The sequence below is a fragment of the Pseudonocardia ailaonensis genome (assembly GCF_039531635.1).
GTDB classification, from domain to species: Bacteria; Actinomycetota; Actinomycetes; order Mycobacteriales; family Pseudonocardiaceae; genus Pseudonocardia; species Pseudonocardia ailaonensis.
The window spans coordinates 232,635-249,206 of the sequence record NZ_BAAAQK010000009.1 but is presented as its reverse complement, the minus strand read 5'-3'; the positions used below and the strand labels follow the sequence as shown (position 1 = coordinate 249,206).

Genomic DNA, 16,572 nt, shown 5'->3' with positions numbered 1-16,572 from the left:
TCGTTGTATTCGCGCCGTCAGGACGCATCGGGTCGAGGAGTGACACGTGACGAGAAGCGCACCGGCGGGAGGCGATTCGGGCCGGCGGGGTGCCATCAAGGTGCTGAGTGGTTCCGGTTCGTCGTCCACCAGGAAACGCAGCGCCAAGGGGCAACGCCGGGCCGAGCAGATCCTGGAGATCGCCCAGGGCATATTCCATGTCAAGGGCTTCTCGGCGACGTCGATGGACGACATCGCCAATGAGGTCGGCATCCTCAAGGGCAGCCTCTACTACTACATGGACACCAAGGAGGATCTCCTCTACCGGATCGCTCTCGCGGTGCACCAGGTCGTGGACGTCACCCTGGCGGAGGCGGCTGCGCGCACGGACCTCAGCCCGCTGGACCGCATCGTCGACTACGTCGAGAACCAGATCCTCTACAACACCTCGCACGTCACGCAGATGGCGGTCTACCACCACGAGTGGCGTCGGCTGACGGGCGATCACTATCGCGCCATCGCGCTGCGCCGCTCGCAGAACGAGGCCGTGGTGAAGTCGCTGTTCGAGGAGGCCCGGGCGATCGGCGAGGTGGACCCGGACCTCAACGTCTACCTGGCCATGGCCAACGTCTTCGCCGTCACCATCTGGCCCTACACCTGGTACCACGCCGACGGCCCGATCGAGCCCGAGGACCTCGCGCGCTTCTGCACGAACCTGCTGCGTCACGGGTTCGCCCTGCAGAGGCCGACGGACGGCTGACCTTCTCCCTGGGCTCCCGGACACCACCTGCGGCGACAGTGGTGTCCGGGAGCCTTGCCGTCTCCTCACCCGACCGGACAGACTCGCCTGTGGTCGCGGGTTCGCATCGGTGCGCCGGAGGCCTTGATTCAACCGACTATTTGATTGATACTGGCTCGCATGAGCGAGACCGTTGACGTCCTCGTACTGGGCACGGGGGCCGCCGGCCTGACGGCGGCGCTCGCCGCAGCCGCATCCGGCATGAGCGTGCGGGTGCTGGAGAAGTCGGACCGGGTCGGAGGAACCACGGCGATCTCCGGCGGCATGGTCTGGATCCCGAACCACAAGATCGAGTTCGACGGTCCGGCGCTGAACCGCGAGGATGCGCTGACCTACATGCACTCGCTCTCGCTGGGCTACATGGACGACGGCCTGGTGGAGGCCTTCGTCGACGCGGGCCCCGAGGTCATCGACTTCGTGGAGGAGCACACCGATCTGCGCTTCTACGTCGCCGAGGGCTTCCCGGACTACAACCCGGAGCATCCCGGCGGCCGGCCCGGCGGCGGCCGTTCGCTGAACACCGAGCCCTTCCCGTTCGACTCCCTCGGCGAGTGGAGCGAGCGGGTGCTGGCCTTCCCCGCAGGGCCCGTGGCGGTCGGTTTCGACGCCGAGACGCAGGTCAAGCTGGGTCAGCGGCCGTCGGTGCTGGGTCCCGAGCACGATCACCGGGTCATGGGTGCGGGGCTCGTCGGCGGGTTGCTCAAGGGATTGCTGGATCTCGGTGTCGAGCCGGAGCTGAACTCGCGGGCCCGATCGGTCGTGCTCGTGGACGGCCGCGTCGCCGGGGTGACGGTGACCGATCCGGCCGGGGACGAGGTCGAGGTACTGGCCCGGCGCGGGGTCATCATCGCCACGGGTGGCTTCGACTGGGACAAGGACCTGGTGCGCGCGTTCCTGCGCGGGCCGGTCGTCGGCTCCGTGGCCCCGCCGCTCAACGAGGGCGACGGGCTGAAGATGAGCATGCAGGCCGGCGCCCAGCTCGCCACGATGCAGGACGCGTGGTGGACCGCCGTCGTCAGCATGCCGGACGACGAGTTCCTCGGGCGCGAGCGCTTCCGCAGCGTCCGGCAGGAACGGACCCGGCCGGGGTGCATCATGGTCAACGCGGCGGGCCGGCGGTTCGTCAACGAGGCCACGGACTACCACTCGCTGGTCGGGGCCTTCCACCATCTCGACCCGAACACGTTCCGCTACCCGAACCTCACGGCGTGGATGGTCTTCGACGCCCGCCACTTCCGGGCCTACGGTTTCATGGGCGAGCTGATCGAGAACGATCCGACGTGGTTCGTCTCGTCCCCGACCCCGGAGGGTCTCGGCGCGGCCCTCGGCGTTCCCGCCGGGGTGCTGGCCGCGACCATCGACCGCTGGAACGAGCAGGTCGACGCGGGCCGGGACACGGACTTCCTCCGCGGCGACAGCGCGTACGACACCTGGTGGGGCGACGCGTCGCGCACCGGGATCGAACAGACACTGGGCCGGATCGACGAGGCACCGTTCTACGCGGTCCCGGTGGGCCCCGGCCTCCTCGGTACGAAGGGCGGTCCGCGGATCGATCCCCACGGCCGCGTGATCGGGCTCGACGGCACCCCTGTCCCCGGCCTGTTCGCCGCGGGGAACGCGGCCGGGAGCCCGTCCGGCATCGCCTACGCCGGGGCCGGCGCGACCATCGGGCCGGCCATGGTCTTCGGCTACCGCGCCGCGATGGCGCTGAGCGAACAGCCCCCCGCGGGCTGACCTCGCCGCACCGCACTTCTCCGGCCCCGGTTCCCCGGGCCGGAACGGGACCGAGAAGGAGGACGTCGTGGGACTGAAGCCCGGCGATCGGCTTCGAGCGCAGAACTCCAGCTGCGAGGTGATCGTGGTCAAGGGATCCGACGACGACTCGGCGCTGCTGTGCAGCGGGATCCCGATGCAGGCGGGTGAACCCCCGGCGGGCGCCGCCCAGCTGGCCGAGGGTGACGCCATCGCCCTGGGCAAGCGCTACTCGGCCGACGCCACGGGCGTCGAGGTCCTCTGCACGAAACCCGGCATCGGCTCGCTCACCCACGGTGGGAGCGCGCTGACGCCGAAGGCCGCACGCACCCTCCCGTCGTCGGACTGACCTCCGCGGCACCGCCGCGCCTCGGGCGCGGCGCTCGAACAGCTTTCACACGCACCGCAGTTCGCCGATCGACACGGCTCGATACGCGAGCGACATGCACGGGCGCATGGATCGTACGAATGGACGGTACAGTTGAACGAATATCTGCAGCTCGCGGTACTCGGCCTCGGCACCGGCGCGTTGTACTCGCTGCTCTCCTCGGGAATCCTGCTCATCTACCGGGCGTCGGGGGTGCTCAACTTCGCGCAGGGCGCGATCGCCATGGTCGGCGCCTACGTGTTCTACGAGCTCCACGTCGAGAACGGGATGAACTTCGCGCTGGCGGCGCTCATCAGCGTGGTGCTCTGCGGGCTCCTCGGCGGCGTCCTCTACCAGGTGGTGATGCGGCCCCTGCGACGCGCGGCGCCGATCACCCGGGTGATCGCGACGCTGGGTCTGCTGACGGTGCTCGTCGCCGGGGCCACGCTGTTGTACGCCGGCGCGGTGCTCGACGTGCCGAGCAGCCTGCCGACGCAGACGTTCGAGGTGTTCGGGCTCAACGTCCCGCAGGACCGGCTGTGGCTGCTGCTGATCGCCGCGGTGATCACCGTCGCCACGCACCTGGCCTCCAAGCACACCCGGTTCGGGCTCGTCACGCGCGGCGTGGCCGAGAACGAGACCTCCATCGCCGCCCTCGGTGAGTCGCCCGACAAGATCGCGACGATCAACTGGATGATCGGCGCCGCGCTGGCCGGTCTCGCGGGCACGCTCATCGCCCCGATCGTGGGGCTCACCGTGGACAGCCTGATCTGGCTCGTCGTCCCGGCCCTGGCCGCCGCTCTCTTCGGCCGGCTGGACTCCTTCCCGCTCGCCTTCCTCGGCGCGATCATCCTGGGTGTCGGCCAGGCCCTGCTCTCGAAGCAGCAGGCCTTCATCCCGGGCCTCACCGACCTGGTGCCGCTGGCGCTGATCCTGATCGCCATGGTCGTCTGGGGTCAGGCGACGCAGACCCGGGGCGTGATACTCGAGAAGCTGCCGTCTGTCGGGAGCGCGCGCAACCACACGCCGGTCCTTCTCGGCACCCTCGTCGTCATGATCGTCCTGGCCGCGGTCCTGCCCGAGAACTGGGCGATCGCGCTCGGCATCTCGGCGATGGCCGCCGTCGTCCTCCTGTCCGTGCTCGTCGTGACCGGCTACGGCGGGCAGGTGTCCCTCGCGCAGATGGCCATCGCCGGGGTCGGGGCACTCGTCGCCGGCCGGTTGGTGTCCAATCTCGAGGTCCCGTTCCCGCTGGCGATGCTCGTCGGTGTGGTCGCCGGGGCGCTGCTGGGGGGGATCTTCGGCCTTCCGTCGCTGCGGATGCGGGGGCCGAGCCTCGCGATCGTGACTCTCGCGCTGGGTGTCGCGGTGAACTCGGCGGTCTTCAAGAACAGCATGCTCTCCGGTCTGGAGAACGGCTTCCCCCTGAAGCCGCAGAGCTTCTTCGGGCTCACGATCGATCCGATCCTCAGCCCGCGGACCTACACCGTGTTCGTCGTGTGCTGGGTGATCCTGCTGCTCTGGCTGGTCGGCAACCTGCGGAAGAGCCCTGCCGGGCGCCGGATGCTCGCCGTCCGCGAGAACGAACGGGCCGCGGCGGCGCTCGGGATCAGCGTCAGTGCGGTCAAGCTCTACACCTTCGTCGTCGGATCGGTCATCGCGGCGATCGGCGGCGTCCTGTTCGCGTTCGCCACGACGAACGTCCAGGTCAGTACCGGATACGATCCCGTCTCCTCGGTCGCGATCCTGACCTTCGGCATCGTGGGCGGCGTCGGGGCCCTGCCCGGGCCCTTCCTCGGCGCCCAGCTCTACCCCGGCGGTCTGCCCGGCGGTGTCATCGCCGAGGCGATCGGCGGTTCGGAGGCACAGGGGTGGCTCGTGCTCATCGGCGGCATCGTCATGGTCTTCGTCCTCGTGACGCATCCGGAAGGCATCGCCGACCAGATGGCCAAGCCGTTCAAGGCACTGCGGCGCAACAGGTCCGGCGCCGAGGACGCGGAGGCCGGGGCCGCGGCGGCCGGTGAGGGCACCGAGAGGGCCGTCGTGGTCGAGGCGCAGACGGCCATGTCGGAGGGCGGACCGGAGCTGCTGCGGGTGTCGGACGTGCACGTCTCCTTCGGAGCGGTCCGCGCGGTCGCCGGGGCGAACCTGGAGGTCCGGCGCGGTGAGGTCCTCGGCCTGATCGGGCCCAACGGGTCCGGCAAGACGACGCTGACGGACGCCATCTCCGGCTTCAACAACGCCCGCGGGTCCATCTACCTCGACGACGAGGACATCAGCACGTACTCGCCGACCAGGCGGGCGCGGGCCGGGCTGGCGCGCTCCTTCCAGTCCCTCGACCTGTTCGACGAGATCACCGTGGAGGAGAACCTGCGGGCCGCCTCCGACACGTCGCGGTGGACCGCCTACTTCGGGGCCTGGCTGCCGCAGCGTTGGCGCCCCCTCTCGCCGGTCGCCGCCCGCGCGGTGCGGGAGCTCGACCTCGAGGAGGTGCTGGCCGAGAGCCCGAAGAACCTGTCCTACGGCCAGCGCCGGCTCACGGCGATCGCACGCACCCTCGCCTCCGGACCCTCCTTCGTCCTGCTGGACGAGCCGGCCGCGGGGCTGAGCGCACTGGAGACCGCCCACGTCAGCCAGCTCATCACCCGGATGGCGAAGGAGTGGAACGTGGGGGTGCTCGTCGTCGAGCACGACATGAGCCTCGTCATGGCCAGCTGCGACCGCATCGCGGTGCTGAACTTCGGCAAGGTGATCGCCCAGGGCAGCCCGATCGAGGTGCGGGCCAACGCCGAGGTCCGGGCCGCGTACCTCGGCGACGACTTCGCCATCGACGAGCTCGAGGCGGACCTGCTGCTGCAGGCCGAGACCGAGTCCTGAGCCCGTCCCGTGACCCCGACGAACGACGTTCGCCACCGCGCCGAACAAGTACCTTCCGTAGACGTCCCGCGCGGCGCCCGTGCGCCGGACGGCACGACGACCGATCGCGAGGAATCATGAGCTCCTGCGTACTCGAAGCGCGGGACGTGTCCGCCGGCTACGGAGCGGTACCGGTGATCACGTCCCTGAACCTCAAGGTCATGCCCGGCCAGATCGTCGCGCTCGTGGGGCCGAACGGTGCCGGGAAGTCGACGACCGTGCGGACCCTGGCAGGCGTGCTCAAACCGTCGACCGGCACGATCCACCTGGACGGGCGGGAGACGCGCGAGCCCCTGCACCGGCGGGCGCGCCGGGGGCTGGCGTACATGTCCGAGGAGCGTTCGGTCTTCATGAAGATGACCGTCGCGGAGAACCTCCGGATCGCGCGGGCGGACCCCGCTGCGGCCTTCGCGCTCTTCCCGGAGCTCGGCGAGATCAGGAACCGGTCCGTCGGGCTCTGCTCCGGCGGCGAGCAGCAGATGGTCGCGCTGGCCAGGGTCCTGGTGCGCCGGCAGTCCGTCATGCTCGTCGACGAGCTGTCGCTGGGCCTGGCCCCGCTGGTCGTCGACCGCCTGCTCGGCGCGGTGCGCAAGGCCGCCGACGGCGGTATCGGGGTCCTGCTGGTGGAGCAGCACATCCACAAGGCCGTGGCCGTCGCGGACCACGTGTACGTGCTCAAGCGTGGCTCGGTGGTGATGGACGGGCCCGCTGTCGACATGCGGGGCCGGATCGAGGAGATCGAGTCCGTCTACCTCAGCTGACGAGGACGGACCGAGACGAGGAGAGACGTATGGGCAAGCTCGACGGGAAGGTCGCCTTCATCACCGGCGCGGCCCGGGGGATGGGGCGTGCGGCCGCGGTGCGACTGGCCGAGGACGGCGCCGACATCGTCGCGGTCGACATCTGCGGGCAGATCGCGTCGGTGCCCTACCCACTGGCCACGGTCGACGATCTCAAGGAGACGGAGCGGCTCGTCGAGGCCCTGGGCCGGCGGATCGTCGCCCGGGCGGCGGACGTGCGGGACCGCGAGGGCCTGCAGGCCGCGTTCGACGAGGGCCGGGCCGAGCTCGGCCCGGTCGGGATCGTGATCGCGAACGCGGGTATCGCGCCGATGGCGGTCGAGGAGCACCCGGCCGCGTGGCAGGACAGCCTCGACGTCAACCTCACCGGCGTGTTCCACACCGTCGACGTGGCGGTGCCGTCGATGGTCGAGGCGGGCCACGGGGGCTCCATCGCCCTGGTCAGCTCGACCGGCGGCCTCGTCGGCGTCAACGGACCGGACCCGGGCGGGTTGAGCTACGGGGCGGCGAAGCACGCGGTGGTGGGCCTGATGCGCTCGTACGCGAACTTCCTCGCCCGGCACAGCATCCGCGTGAACACGGTCAACCCGACCGGGACGCGCACCACGATGGCGGTCAACGACGCGATGGCCGCGTTCTTCGCCAGGAGCGCCTCCTTCTCGGGGGAGAAGGCCAGGGCGTTGCCGGTGGACATGATCGAGCCGGAGGACGTCGCCAACGCCCTGGCGTGGCTGGTGTCCGACGATGCAAGGTACGTGACGGGTGTGGCGCTGCCGGTCGACGCCGGCTTCGTCAACAAGAAGTAGCACCGGACCGGTCGGGGTGCGTGCCATGACGATCGAGAGCGCAGGGAGGGAGTGCGGCACCGTGCGGGTTCCCTCCTACGCCGAGCTGCTGGCCAGGACCGACGCTCCGGCGGGATCGTCCTGGTACGTGTTCGGGCCGGACGACGAGCTGGGGACCGTCAACTTCGCCACCCCGGAGCGCGTGGCCGCGGCGGCCCGCGGCATCCGCAGGGGGGCGACGTTCAACCTCGACCTGCCCCTCGACATGTTCGCCGGGCAGGAGATGGGTGGCAGGTGCGCCCCCGAACAGGAGATCATCCGCCTCGGGCGCGACTACTGGGACGACCGGCTCGACCGGTTCTTCCCGCAGGGCACCACCCAGGTCGACGGGCTGCGGCATTGTCAGCACCGGGTGCACGGCCTGTACAACGGGTTTCCGGCCGCGGAGAACGTCCCGGGAAATCCGCGGATCGGCGTCGGGAAATGGGCCGAGCGAGCGGTCGCCGGGCGTGGCGTTCTGGTGGATCTGGCGTATCATTATGAAATGGTCGGCGAGCCGCTCGACGTGGGTGTCGGAACGGCCATACCGATCGAGGACGTCGTCGCGGCGGCCGACCGGCAGGGAGTGGACTTCCGCCCGGGTGACGTCCTGATGCTCCGCACCGGGTGGCTCCGGGGCTACCGGGAGGGGCGCGCGGTGCTCCGCGGGGCGCAGCCGGGTCTGCTCCAGTCGCACGAGACGCTGTCCTGGTTGTGGGACAACCAGATCGCCGCGGTCGTGGCGGACAACCCGGGGGTGGAGGTCATGCCTCCCGATCCGTCGTCGCCCTTCGCCGCGGAGTTCGGCGAGCCGCGGGACGCCAGGGAGGCCGTCCAGGCCGGGATGATGCATCCCCACCTCATCGCGCTGCTGGGCTTCCTGGTCGGGGAGCTGTGGGACCTGGAGGCGCTGGCGGCGGACTGTCGCGAGGACGGGATCTGGGAATCGTTCGTCACCATCAAGCCATTGCACCTCACCGGGGGGCTCGGTTCTCCGGCGAATGCCATGGCAATCAAATAAGAAGCGCGAGCCGTGCCGAACCGGACGCGGGCGAAACGCCGGAACTGACGTGGACGTCGGCCGTGGCCGAGGAAGGATCGCATTATGCCGCTCCAGCCGGAGATGAAGCTGATCTCGGTGGACGACCATCTCGTCGAGCACCCGATGGTCTGGCAGGACCGCCTGCCCGAGGCCTACAAGGAGGCCGGTCCGAAGATCGTCGAGACCGAGACGGGCCAGCAGCTGTGGCAGTACGAGGACCGGCGTTCGAGCAACATCGGCCTCAACGCCGTTGCCGGCAAGGACCCGAGTGAGTACGGTATCGACCCGCTCCGCTACGACGAGATGATCCCCGGCTGCTACCAGCCGGGGGAGCGGCTGAAGGACATGGACATCGACGGGGTGTACAGCGGGCTGTGCTTCCCGACGTTCCCGCGGTTCGCCGGGACGACGTTCAACGAGGGCAAGGACCGCAAGCTCTCCCTGCTGTGCGTGCAGGCCTACAACGACTTCATGCTCGACGAGTGGTCCGCGACCGCTCCGGACCGGCTGCCGGCGCTGTGCATCCTCCCGTTCTGGGACGTCGAGGCCGCGGCGGCGGAGGTGCGCCGGGTCGCGGGCAAGGGCGCCAAGGCGATCACCTTCCCGGAGAACCCGGTGCCGCTGGGCCTTCCCTCGTTCCACACGGACCACTGGGAGCCCGTGTGGAACGCGATCGAGGAGACCGACCTCCCCGTCTGCCTGCATTTCGGCACCTCGCGCGACATTCCGATCACGGCGCCGGACGCGCCGGAGGCGGCCTGGATCAGCCTCATGGGCACGAACTCCATGAAGGCGATGTCGGACCTCTGCTTCTCGCCCGTCTTCCACCGGCACCCGGGCCTGAAGGTGTCGCTGTCCGAGGGCGGCGTCGGGTGGATCCCGTACCTGCTCGAGCGGATGGACGCCACCTGGGAGCGGCACCGCTTCTACCAGAAGGTCAACCAGGAGGTGCGGCCCTCGGAGCTGTTCCGGCGCAACATCTGGGGCTGCTTCATCAGCGACGACATCGGCATCATCCTGCGGCACGAGATCGGCCTGGACCGGCTCACCTGGGAGTGCGACTACCCGCACTCGGACTCCAACTGGCCGAACAGCCGCAAGCTGCTGGAGGCCTCGTTCCTCGACGTCCCCGACCACGAGGTGCGGACCATTGTGGAGACCAACGCGGCGAAGCTCTTCAAGCTGGCGGTCTGACTCCGGTGCCCTACCGCACACCGGAGGATCTCGGCGTCCCCGTGCACGACCCGGTCGCCGACGAGCAGGACCTGCTCACCATCCCGGAGGCCGCGGCGCGCCTGCACGACGAGCTGGTCGAGGCCCGCGAGCGGCTCGCCGCGGCGCAGTCCTCGCCGGACCCGGTCTCCGTCGAGCGGGTGGACGCCCTGCGGGGGCGGGTCGAGGCGCTGGAGACGGGGTTGGAGCGCTACGACCGACTGCGCAGGGCGCGCGCCGTCCGCAGGTGAGGGCCGCCGCCGCGGGGCTCTTCCCGGATCCGGTCGTGCCGGTGCGGCGGTGGCCCGACCTCTTGACACTGCGATCGTCCTCACAATATTCTACCAACCATGTGGTCGAAAGATTCCGGCCGAGAACTCTGAAGGCAGCGGGCGCCGACACCCGGCACCGGCTGGTCCGTCCGATCCGGATCGGGAACACCTGACGAAGGTCGACGGACGAACGGCACGTCGAACGCGGGTCGGTGGACCTCCTCCACGGGAACCGGCCGGTGCGACGATCATCGCGACGGATCGATCCAGCCGCACCTCGCCGATCCCGGCCCGGTCGTGGCTGCTCGGGGAAGCCCGGGTCTCCTCCTCATCCTCCGACCGCCCGGCGTCGCCGTCGACGCCGGACGTCCGATCCGGAACCGGCCTGGCCGGCCCCGACATCCGTTCCGGCGCCGGGCAGGTCCGCAGCAGTGACGTTCGGTCAACGACGACAGGCGAGGAACGAGGGTCGACAGTGCACGACTTGGTCATTCGAAACGGTGAGGTCGTCGACGGCAGCGGGCGGGATCGCTACCACGCCGACATCGGCATCAGCGGTGGACGGATCACCGAGATCGGCCGGATCGCCCGCGGCGGGGCACGCGCGGAGCTCGACGCCGAGGGGCAGGTCGTCACCCCCGGGTTCATCGACGGGCACACCCATATGGACGCCCAGCTGTTCTGGGACCCGCTGGGTACCTGTTCCTGCTGGCACGGCGTCACCACGGTCGTCATGGGCAACTGCGGTTTCACCCTCGCGCCGGCACCGATCGAGCAGCGTTCCTACGTGCTGCGGAACCTCGAACGGTCCGAGGACATCCCCGCCGAGGTCATGGCCGCCGGGATCCCGGACTGGGGTTGGACGACCTTCCGGGAGTACCTCGACGTCCTGGACGGTCTCCCGAAGGGCATCAACTACCTCTCGCAGATCGGGCACTCCGCCCTGCGCACGTACGCGATGGGGGAGCGGGCCTTCACCGAGGCCGCCGGCGAGGACGACCTGCGGGCCATGGAGAGCGAGCTCGCGGACGCGCTGGCGGCGGGCGCGACCGGGCTGACGACGTCGCGATCGCCGAACCACCTGACGCCGGACGGCAAACCCGTCGCCTCGCGGATGGCGACCTGGGCGGAGGTCCAGCGGCTGGTCGGGACGCTCGGCAGCGCGGGGCACGGCATGTTCCAGCTCGCCCTGGAACCCGAGACCCGTTCCCCCGATCCCGACCTGCGGCGGGAGGCGAACCGGCGGCTGGCCGCGCTCGCGGTGGAGTCGGGCGTGCCGATGACGTTCGGGCTGTTCCCGGGGCCGGGCTGGCAGGACGTCATGGCGACGATCGAGGGCGCCACCGCGGCGGGTGGGCGGATGTTCGCCCAGACGCACTCCCGCGGGGCGTCGCACATCCTCACCTTCCGGTCCCGGCTGCACTTCGACGTGCTCCCGGAATGGGCACCGATCCGGGCGCTGCCGCTGGAGGAGCAGCGCAAGGCCTTCGAGGACCCGGAGACCCTGCGGCGCCTGGTCGCCGCGACGGAGGGCGAGGGCTACAACACCGCGGGCGGGCGGCCGACCTCGCCCGACTACGACCTGATGCACGTCGTGACCGAGCAGCTGCCGAACCCGACGGTGGCCGACATGGCGGCGGCGCAGGGGCTCCACCCGGTCGAGCTGATGGTGAAGCTCGCGCTCGAGACGAACTTCGAACAGCTCTTCGCCCAGTTCGTCAAGGAGGTGCGGCCCGCCAGCGAGGCGGAGCACCTGGAGCTGCTCCGGCACCCGAACACCGTGATGACGTTCTCGGACTCCGGTGCGCACGTCAGCCAGATGATGGACTCGTCGATCCACACTCATCTGCTCGCGTACTGGGTGCGGACCCGGGCCGCGTTCACTCTCGAGGAGGGTGTGCGGATGGTGTCGCACGTGCCGGCGCAGGCCTGGAACGTGCGGGACCGCGGGCTGCTCCGCGAGGGCTACATCGCCGATGTCAACGTCTTCGACCCGCAGCGCATCGCTCCCGACGTGCCGCTCCTCGTCGCGGACCTGCCGGCCGGCGGGAAGCGCCTGAAGCAGAAGTCGACCGGCATCTCGGCGACCGTCGTGGCAGGCGAGGTGTTCCTGCGCGACGGCGAGCACACCGGTGCCCTCCCCGGCCGGCTGCTGCGCTCCTCGCGGGGCGGCGTCTGCTGACGGAACCCGCACGGACCAGACCCTGCCAGCGCGAACGCACGATCGGTCGTAAGGAGCTCCCATGAAGGTCAACGACATCCGGGACGTGTTCAAGCCCGACGACGAGAACCACGAGCGGCGCGACCACGAGCGGCGGGCGGCCACGTTCCTGCCCGAGCCCGAGCTCCGTGAGCGCACGTACACGATCATCTCGGTCGACGACCACCTCATCGAGCCGATGGACATCTTCGACGGCCGGGTCGCGCAGAAGTTCGCCGAGGAGGTGCCGCGGGTCGTCGAGGACGGCAACGGCGGGCAGGCCTGGCTGTTCCAGGGCGAGATGCAGCACCGGCTCGGGATCTCGGCCGTGGCCGGGCGGCCGCTGGAGGAGTGCGCCTACGACCCGGATCGCTTCGAGTACATGCGGCCCGGCACCTACGACCCGGACGCCCGCATCCACGACATGGACCTCGACGGCATCTACGCCTCCGTCTGCTTCCCGTCCGGGCTCGTGGGCTTCGGCGGGCAGCACCTGCAGGTCGGCGTCGAACCGGAGCTCGCCAAGGCGCTGATGCTGGCGGTCAACGACTGGCATCTCGAAGCGTGGTCCGCCCGGCATCCGGACCGGCTGATCCCGATCCAGATCCCCTACCTGCTGGACGTCGAGTTCGCGGCCGCGGAGGTCCGGCGCAATGCCGAGCGGGGCTTCAAGGCCCTGACGTTCCCCGAGGCCCCGCACAAGCTCGGCCTGCCCTCCCTCCACACCGGACACTGGGACCCGCTCTTCGCGGCCTGCGACGAGACGGGCACGACCGTCTGTCTCCACGTCGGTTCGTCGTCCGACGCGCCCACCACCGCGCCCGACGCACCGATCGACACGACATCGGTGCTGTTCTTCGGGCAGGCCATGTTCACCGCGGTGGACTGGCTCTACTCGAAGATCGCGGTCCGCAACCCGGGGCTGAAGATCTGCTTCTCCGAGGGCGGCATCGCCTGGGTGCCCGGGGTCATCGACCGGCTCAACCACATCGAGCCCTACCAGCGGATCTTCGGCACGTGGAAGGGCCTCGACATGTCGCCCGCCGAGCTGTTCCACCGCAACTTCTGGTTCTGCGCGCTCGACGACCCGAGCACGATGGTGCTGCGGCACACCATCGGCGTGGACCGCATCATGGTCGAGGCGGACTATCCGCACCTCGACTCGAGCTGGCCGAACACCCAGGACAAGTTCGAACGGCATTTCCGCGGCCTGCCTGCCGACGAGGTCGACGCCATGACGTGGGGCAACGCGTCGGAGCTCTTCCGCCACGCGGTGCCGGCGTCCGTGCGCGCGGCCGTCGCCGCGGCGACGGTCCAGTCCTAGCCGGCCGTTGGCCGGGCGCCCCACACGCGTAGGAGAAGGGTCCATCGACATGCTCACTCATCTGATCGAAGGCGCGACGATCGTCGACGGCTCGGGCGCCGAGCCGGTGGTCGGCGACATCGGCATCCGGGACGGGCGGATCGTCGCGGTCGGCACGGTCGACGAGGAGGCCGAGGTTCGCATCGACGCCGGCGGGCTCATGGCCGCGCCGGGCTTCGTCGACCCGCACACGCACTACGACGCGCAGCTGTTCTGGGATCCCTACCTGACACCGTCGAGCCAGCACGGCGTGACCACAGTGATCGCCGGGAACTGCGGCTTCACGCTCGCCCCCGTCAAGGCCGACGACACCGACTACATCCGCCGGCTCATGGCGGGGGTGGAGGGGATGCCGCTGGCGGCGCTCGAGGCGGGGCTGCCGTGGACCTGGGAGTCGTTCTCGGAGTACCTCGAGCAGGTGGACCGGATCGGCCTGGTCGCCAATGCCGGGTTCATGGTCGGGCACACGGCCCTGCGGCGCTACGTCATGGGCACCGAGGCCGGTGGCCCGGCCGGCCCGGAGCACCGCGCGCGGATGGCCGCGCTGCTGCGCGAGTGCCTGGACGCCGGTGGGCTGGGCCTGTCCACGTCCCGGTCCTCGACCCATTCGGACGGTGACGGTGCGCCGGTCCCGTCGCGCAACGCGGATCCGGACGAGCTCCTGGAGCTGTGCCGGGTCCTGCGCCCCTACGACGGGACGATGCTCGAGGCCGTCGTCGAGGGTTGCCTCAGCTCCTTCGACGACTCCGAGATCGAGCTCTTCGCGGCGATGAGCACGGCCGCGGACAAGCCGCTGAACTGGAACAGCCTGCACGTCGACGGTGCGCGGTACGGCGAGACGCTGCGGCAGCTGGAGGCGTCGGACCACGCCGCGACGCTCGGCGGCCGGGTCGTCGCGGTCATGATGCCGACGATGCAGCCGATGAACGTCAACTTCCGGACGCACTGCGGACTGCACCTGCTCCCGGAGTGGCCGCAGACCATGAAGCTGCCCGTTCCCGAGCGAATGGTGGCGCTGCGCGATCCGGCCGTGCGGGCTCGCATGCTCCACAACGCCCACCACCGCGACGTCGGCGTGCTGTCGATGTTCACGGACTTCGCGAACTACACCATCGGCGACGTCTACTCCGAGGCCAACCGGCCGCTGCGGGGCAGGCGGATCGCCGACATCGCCGCCGAGCGTGGCCAGGAGGTCTTCGACACCCTGCTGGACATCGTCCTGGAGGACGAGCTCCGGACGATCCTGTGGCCGGAGCCCGCCTCCAACGACGACGAGAGCTGGGGCCGGCGCCGGGACCTGCTGACCGACGAGCGGGTGCTGCTCGGTGGCTCCGACGCCGGGGCCCACCTGGACCGCATGTGCGGTGCCGGCTACCCCACGGCGTTCCTCGGGGACTGCCTGCGCGGGCGCCGGCTGGTGCCGGTCGAGACCGCGGTCCACCTGATCACACAGGTGCCTGCCGCGCTGTTCGGCCTGCGGGACCGCGGCCTGATCGCGGCCGGCGGGGCCGCCGACCTGGTCCTGTTCGACCCCGCCACGGTCGGCTCGGGCGCCCCGACCATGGTCCAGGACCTGCCGGCCGACAGCGCCCGCCTGACGGCGGAGGCCGAAGGGGTGCACGCGGTCTTCGTGAACGGGGTCCGGACCGTCCGGGACGGCGCGCTCACCGGCGACCGCCCCGGGAAGGTGCTCCGCTCCGGTCGCGACACCACGCGGAGTGCCGCCACGGCCCAGTGAGGTTTCCTGCTCCACCTGCCATGAATCCCCGAGAGGACACGATGAGAATCGCAGCTCGTGCACAAAGAAGTGTCGTGGTTGCCGTCATTGCCGTTGCCGGACTGCTGGTCGCGGGCTGCTCGTCGGGGCAGGCCGCCACGGCGGGCGGGGCAGGGGTCAGCGGCGAGCCGGTCAAGATCGGCGTCATCGCCCCCGTCAACGCCTCGATCAGCTATCCGGACGTGCCGGCCGCGGCCAAGGCCGCCGCACGCTCGCTGAACGCCAAGGGCGGCATCAACGGGCGCCCGATCGAGATCGTCTACTGCAACGACAGGTTCGAGGCCAACCAGGCGGCGGCCTGTGCCCGCCAGCTCGTGGGGGAGGGCGTCGTCGCGACCGCCGGCAACTTCACCGCGGTCGGCCAGGCCAACGTGCTGGGCGTCTTCGGCGCGGCCGACATCGCCTCGGTCGGGGTCTTCGACGCCGGACCGGCCGGCACGGACGCGCACAGCTTCGTGTTCCAGGGCTCGGTCCCGCTCAACAACGCGGGTCAGGCGAAGTACGCCGCCCAGTCCGCCAAGCGGGTCGCGCTCGTGTTCAGCGAGCAGCAGTCGGCCACACCCGGGATCGCGCTGAGCCAGCGCATCATCGAGAGCGCGGGGGGCACGATCACCTCGATCGTCCGGACCCCGAACACCGGTGACCTGTCGCCGCAGGCGTCGGCGACGGTGGCGGGCAACCCGGACGCGGTCATCCTCAACGGTGCCCAGGCGGCCATCGGGATCGTCATGAAGAACATGGTCCAGCTGGGCTTCAAGGGCAAGTTCTTCGTCGGCGGCACGGCGATCGACGAGCCCTTCATGAAGACGCTGGGTCCGATCGCCGCCCAGGTGAACGTGTCGGCCGCATACCCGCCGGCTTCCCAGGCCGCCTCCATCCCGGGCCTGAAGCTGATGCTCGACGACATGGCGGCCGAGAAGGCCGCGGGGGACGCCGACGCACCGACCACGACGAACTTCGTCCGTGACCCGGCGATGACGGCCTGGCTGGCGGTCTACGCGATCGCGAAGGTCGCCAACGACAGCAAGGCCACGGACGCCAAGGGGATCTTCGCCGCCCTCAACTCGGCCAAGGACCTCGACTTCGGCGGCGCCATGGCCCCCTGGACGCCGAGCAAGTCGGTCGTCTCCCAACTGCCGCGCAACTCCAACCCGAACCGCTACTTCTTCGAGTGGGGCAACGGAGCCCCGACCCTGGAACCGGGTCAGCCGACCGAGGTCGGGACGCTGCTCGGCAAGTACCTCACGTAGCCGCCACCACCGAGAGGAC

At 70.3% G+C, this 16,572-nt stretch carries 13 protein-coding genes; all 13 read left to right on the top strand.

What is annotated here, in order from left to right; all coding sequences use genetic code 11:
• Positions 1-100 precede the first annotated feature (100 nt).
• The 13 genes from ABD324_RS17045 (at position 101) to ABD324_RS16985 (ending at position 16,553) form a co-directional block, all read left to right on the top strand.
• Positions 101-739 (top strand): TetR/AcrR family transcriptional regulator, encoded by a 639-nt coding sequence (locus ABD324_RS17045; protein ID WP_344417742.1) that lies wholly within the window; start codon positions 101-103, stop codon positions 737-739.
• Positions 740-898: 159 nt separating this feature from the next.
• Positions 899-2,512: an FAD-dependent oxidoreductase gene (locus ABD324_RS17040; protein ID WP_344417740.1), complete on the top strand. Its 1,614-nt coding sequence runs from the start codon at positions 899-901 to the stop codon at positions 2,510-2,512.
• 67 nt (positions 2,513-2,579) lie between these two features.
• The gene (locus ABD324_RS17035; RefSeq protein ID WP_344417738.1) at positions 2,580-2,879 is read left to right on the top strand and encodes a hypothetical protein; all 300 of its coding nucleotides are present in this window, start codon (positions 2,580-2,582) and stop codon (positions 2,877-2,879) included.
• A 132-nt stretch (positions 2,880-3,011) separates the two neighbouring features.
• Positions 3,012-5,774, top strand: coding sequence for an ABC transporter permease subunit (locus tag ABD324_RS17030; protein WP_344417736.1), 2,763 nt, complete (start codon positions 3,012-3,014; stop codon positions 5,772-5,774).
• 173 nt (positions 5,775-5,947) lie between these two features.
• On the top strand, positions 5,948-6,574 hold the full coding sequence (locus tag ABD324_RS17025; RefSeq protein WP_344417734.1) for an ABC transporter ATP-binding protein: 627 nt from the start codon (positions 5,948-5,950) through the stop codon (positions 6,572-6,574).
• 29 nt (positions 6,575-6,603) lie between these two features.
• The gene (locus tag ABD324_RS17020; RefSeq protein ID WP_344417732.1) at positions 6,604-7,419 is read left to right on the top strand and encodes a mycofactocin-coupled SDR family oxidoreductase; all 816 of its coding nucleotides are present in this window, start codon (positions 6,604-6,606) and stop codon (positions 7,417-7,419) included.
• Between the two features lie 25 nt (positions 7,420-7,444).
• A complete protein-coding gene (locus ABD324_RS17015) occupies positions 7,445-8,458 on the top strand; it encodes a cyclase family protein (RefSeq protein ID WP_344417730.1) in 1,014 nt (337 codons plus the stop codon).
• Positions 8,459-8,542: 84 nt separating this feature from the next.
• Positions 8,543-9,673, top strand: a complete 1,131-nt coding sequence (locus tag ABD324_RS17010; protein ID WP_344417728.1) for an amidohydrolase family protein — start codon at positions 8,543-8,545, stop codon at positions 9,671-9,673.
• Between the two features lie 5 nt (positions 9,674-9,678).
• On the top strand, positions 9,679-9,942 hold the full coding sequence (locus ABD324_RS17005; protein ID WP_344417726.1) for a hypothetical protein: 264 nt from the start codon (positions 9,679-9,681) through the stop codon (positions 9,940-9,942).
• Between the two features lie 505 nt (positions 9,943-10,447).
• Positions 10,448-12,145, top strand: a complete 1,698-nt coding sequence (locus ABD324_RS17000) for an N-acyl-D-amino-acid deacylase family protein (RefSeq protein WP_344417724.1) — start codon at positions 10,448-10,450, stop codon at positions 12,143-12,145.
• 61 nt (positions 12,146-12,206) lie between these two features.
• A complete protein-coding gene (locus ABD324_RS16995; protein WP_344417722.1) occupies positions 12,207-13,487 on the top strand; it encodes an amidohydrolase family protein in 1,281 nt (426 codons plus the stop codon).
• Between the two features lie 49 nt (positions 13,488-13,536).
• Positions 13,537-15,264 carry an N-acyl-D-amino-acid deacylase family protein gene (locus tag ABD324_RS16990; RefSeq protein ID WP_344417720.1) on the top strand — a complete coding sequence of 576 codons (1,728 nt, stop codon included), beginning with the start codon at positions 13,537-13,539 and terminating at the stop codon, positions 15,262-15,264.
• Positions 15,265-15,338: 74 nt separating this feature from the next.
• Positions 15,339-16,553 carry an ABC transporter substrate-binding protein gene (locus ABD324_RS16985; RefSeq protein ID WP_344417718.1) on the top strand — a complete coding sequence of 405 codons (1,215 nt, stop codon included), beginning with the start codon at positions 15,339-15,341 and terminating at the stop codon, positions 16,551-16,553.
• Positions 16,554-16,572: the final 19 nt, after the last annotated feature.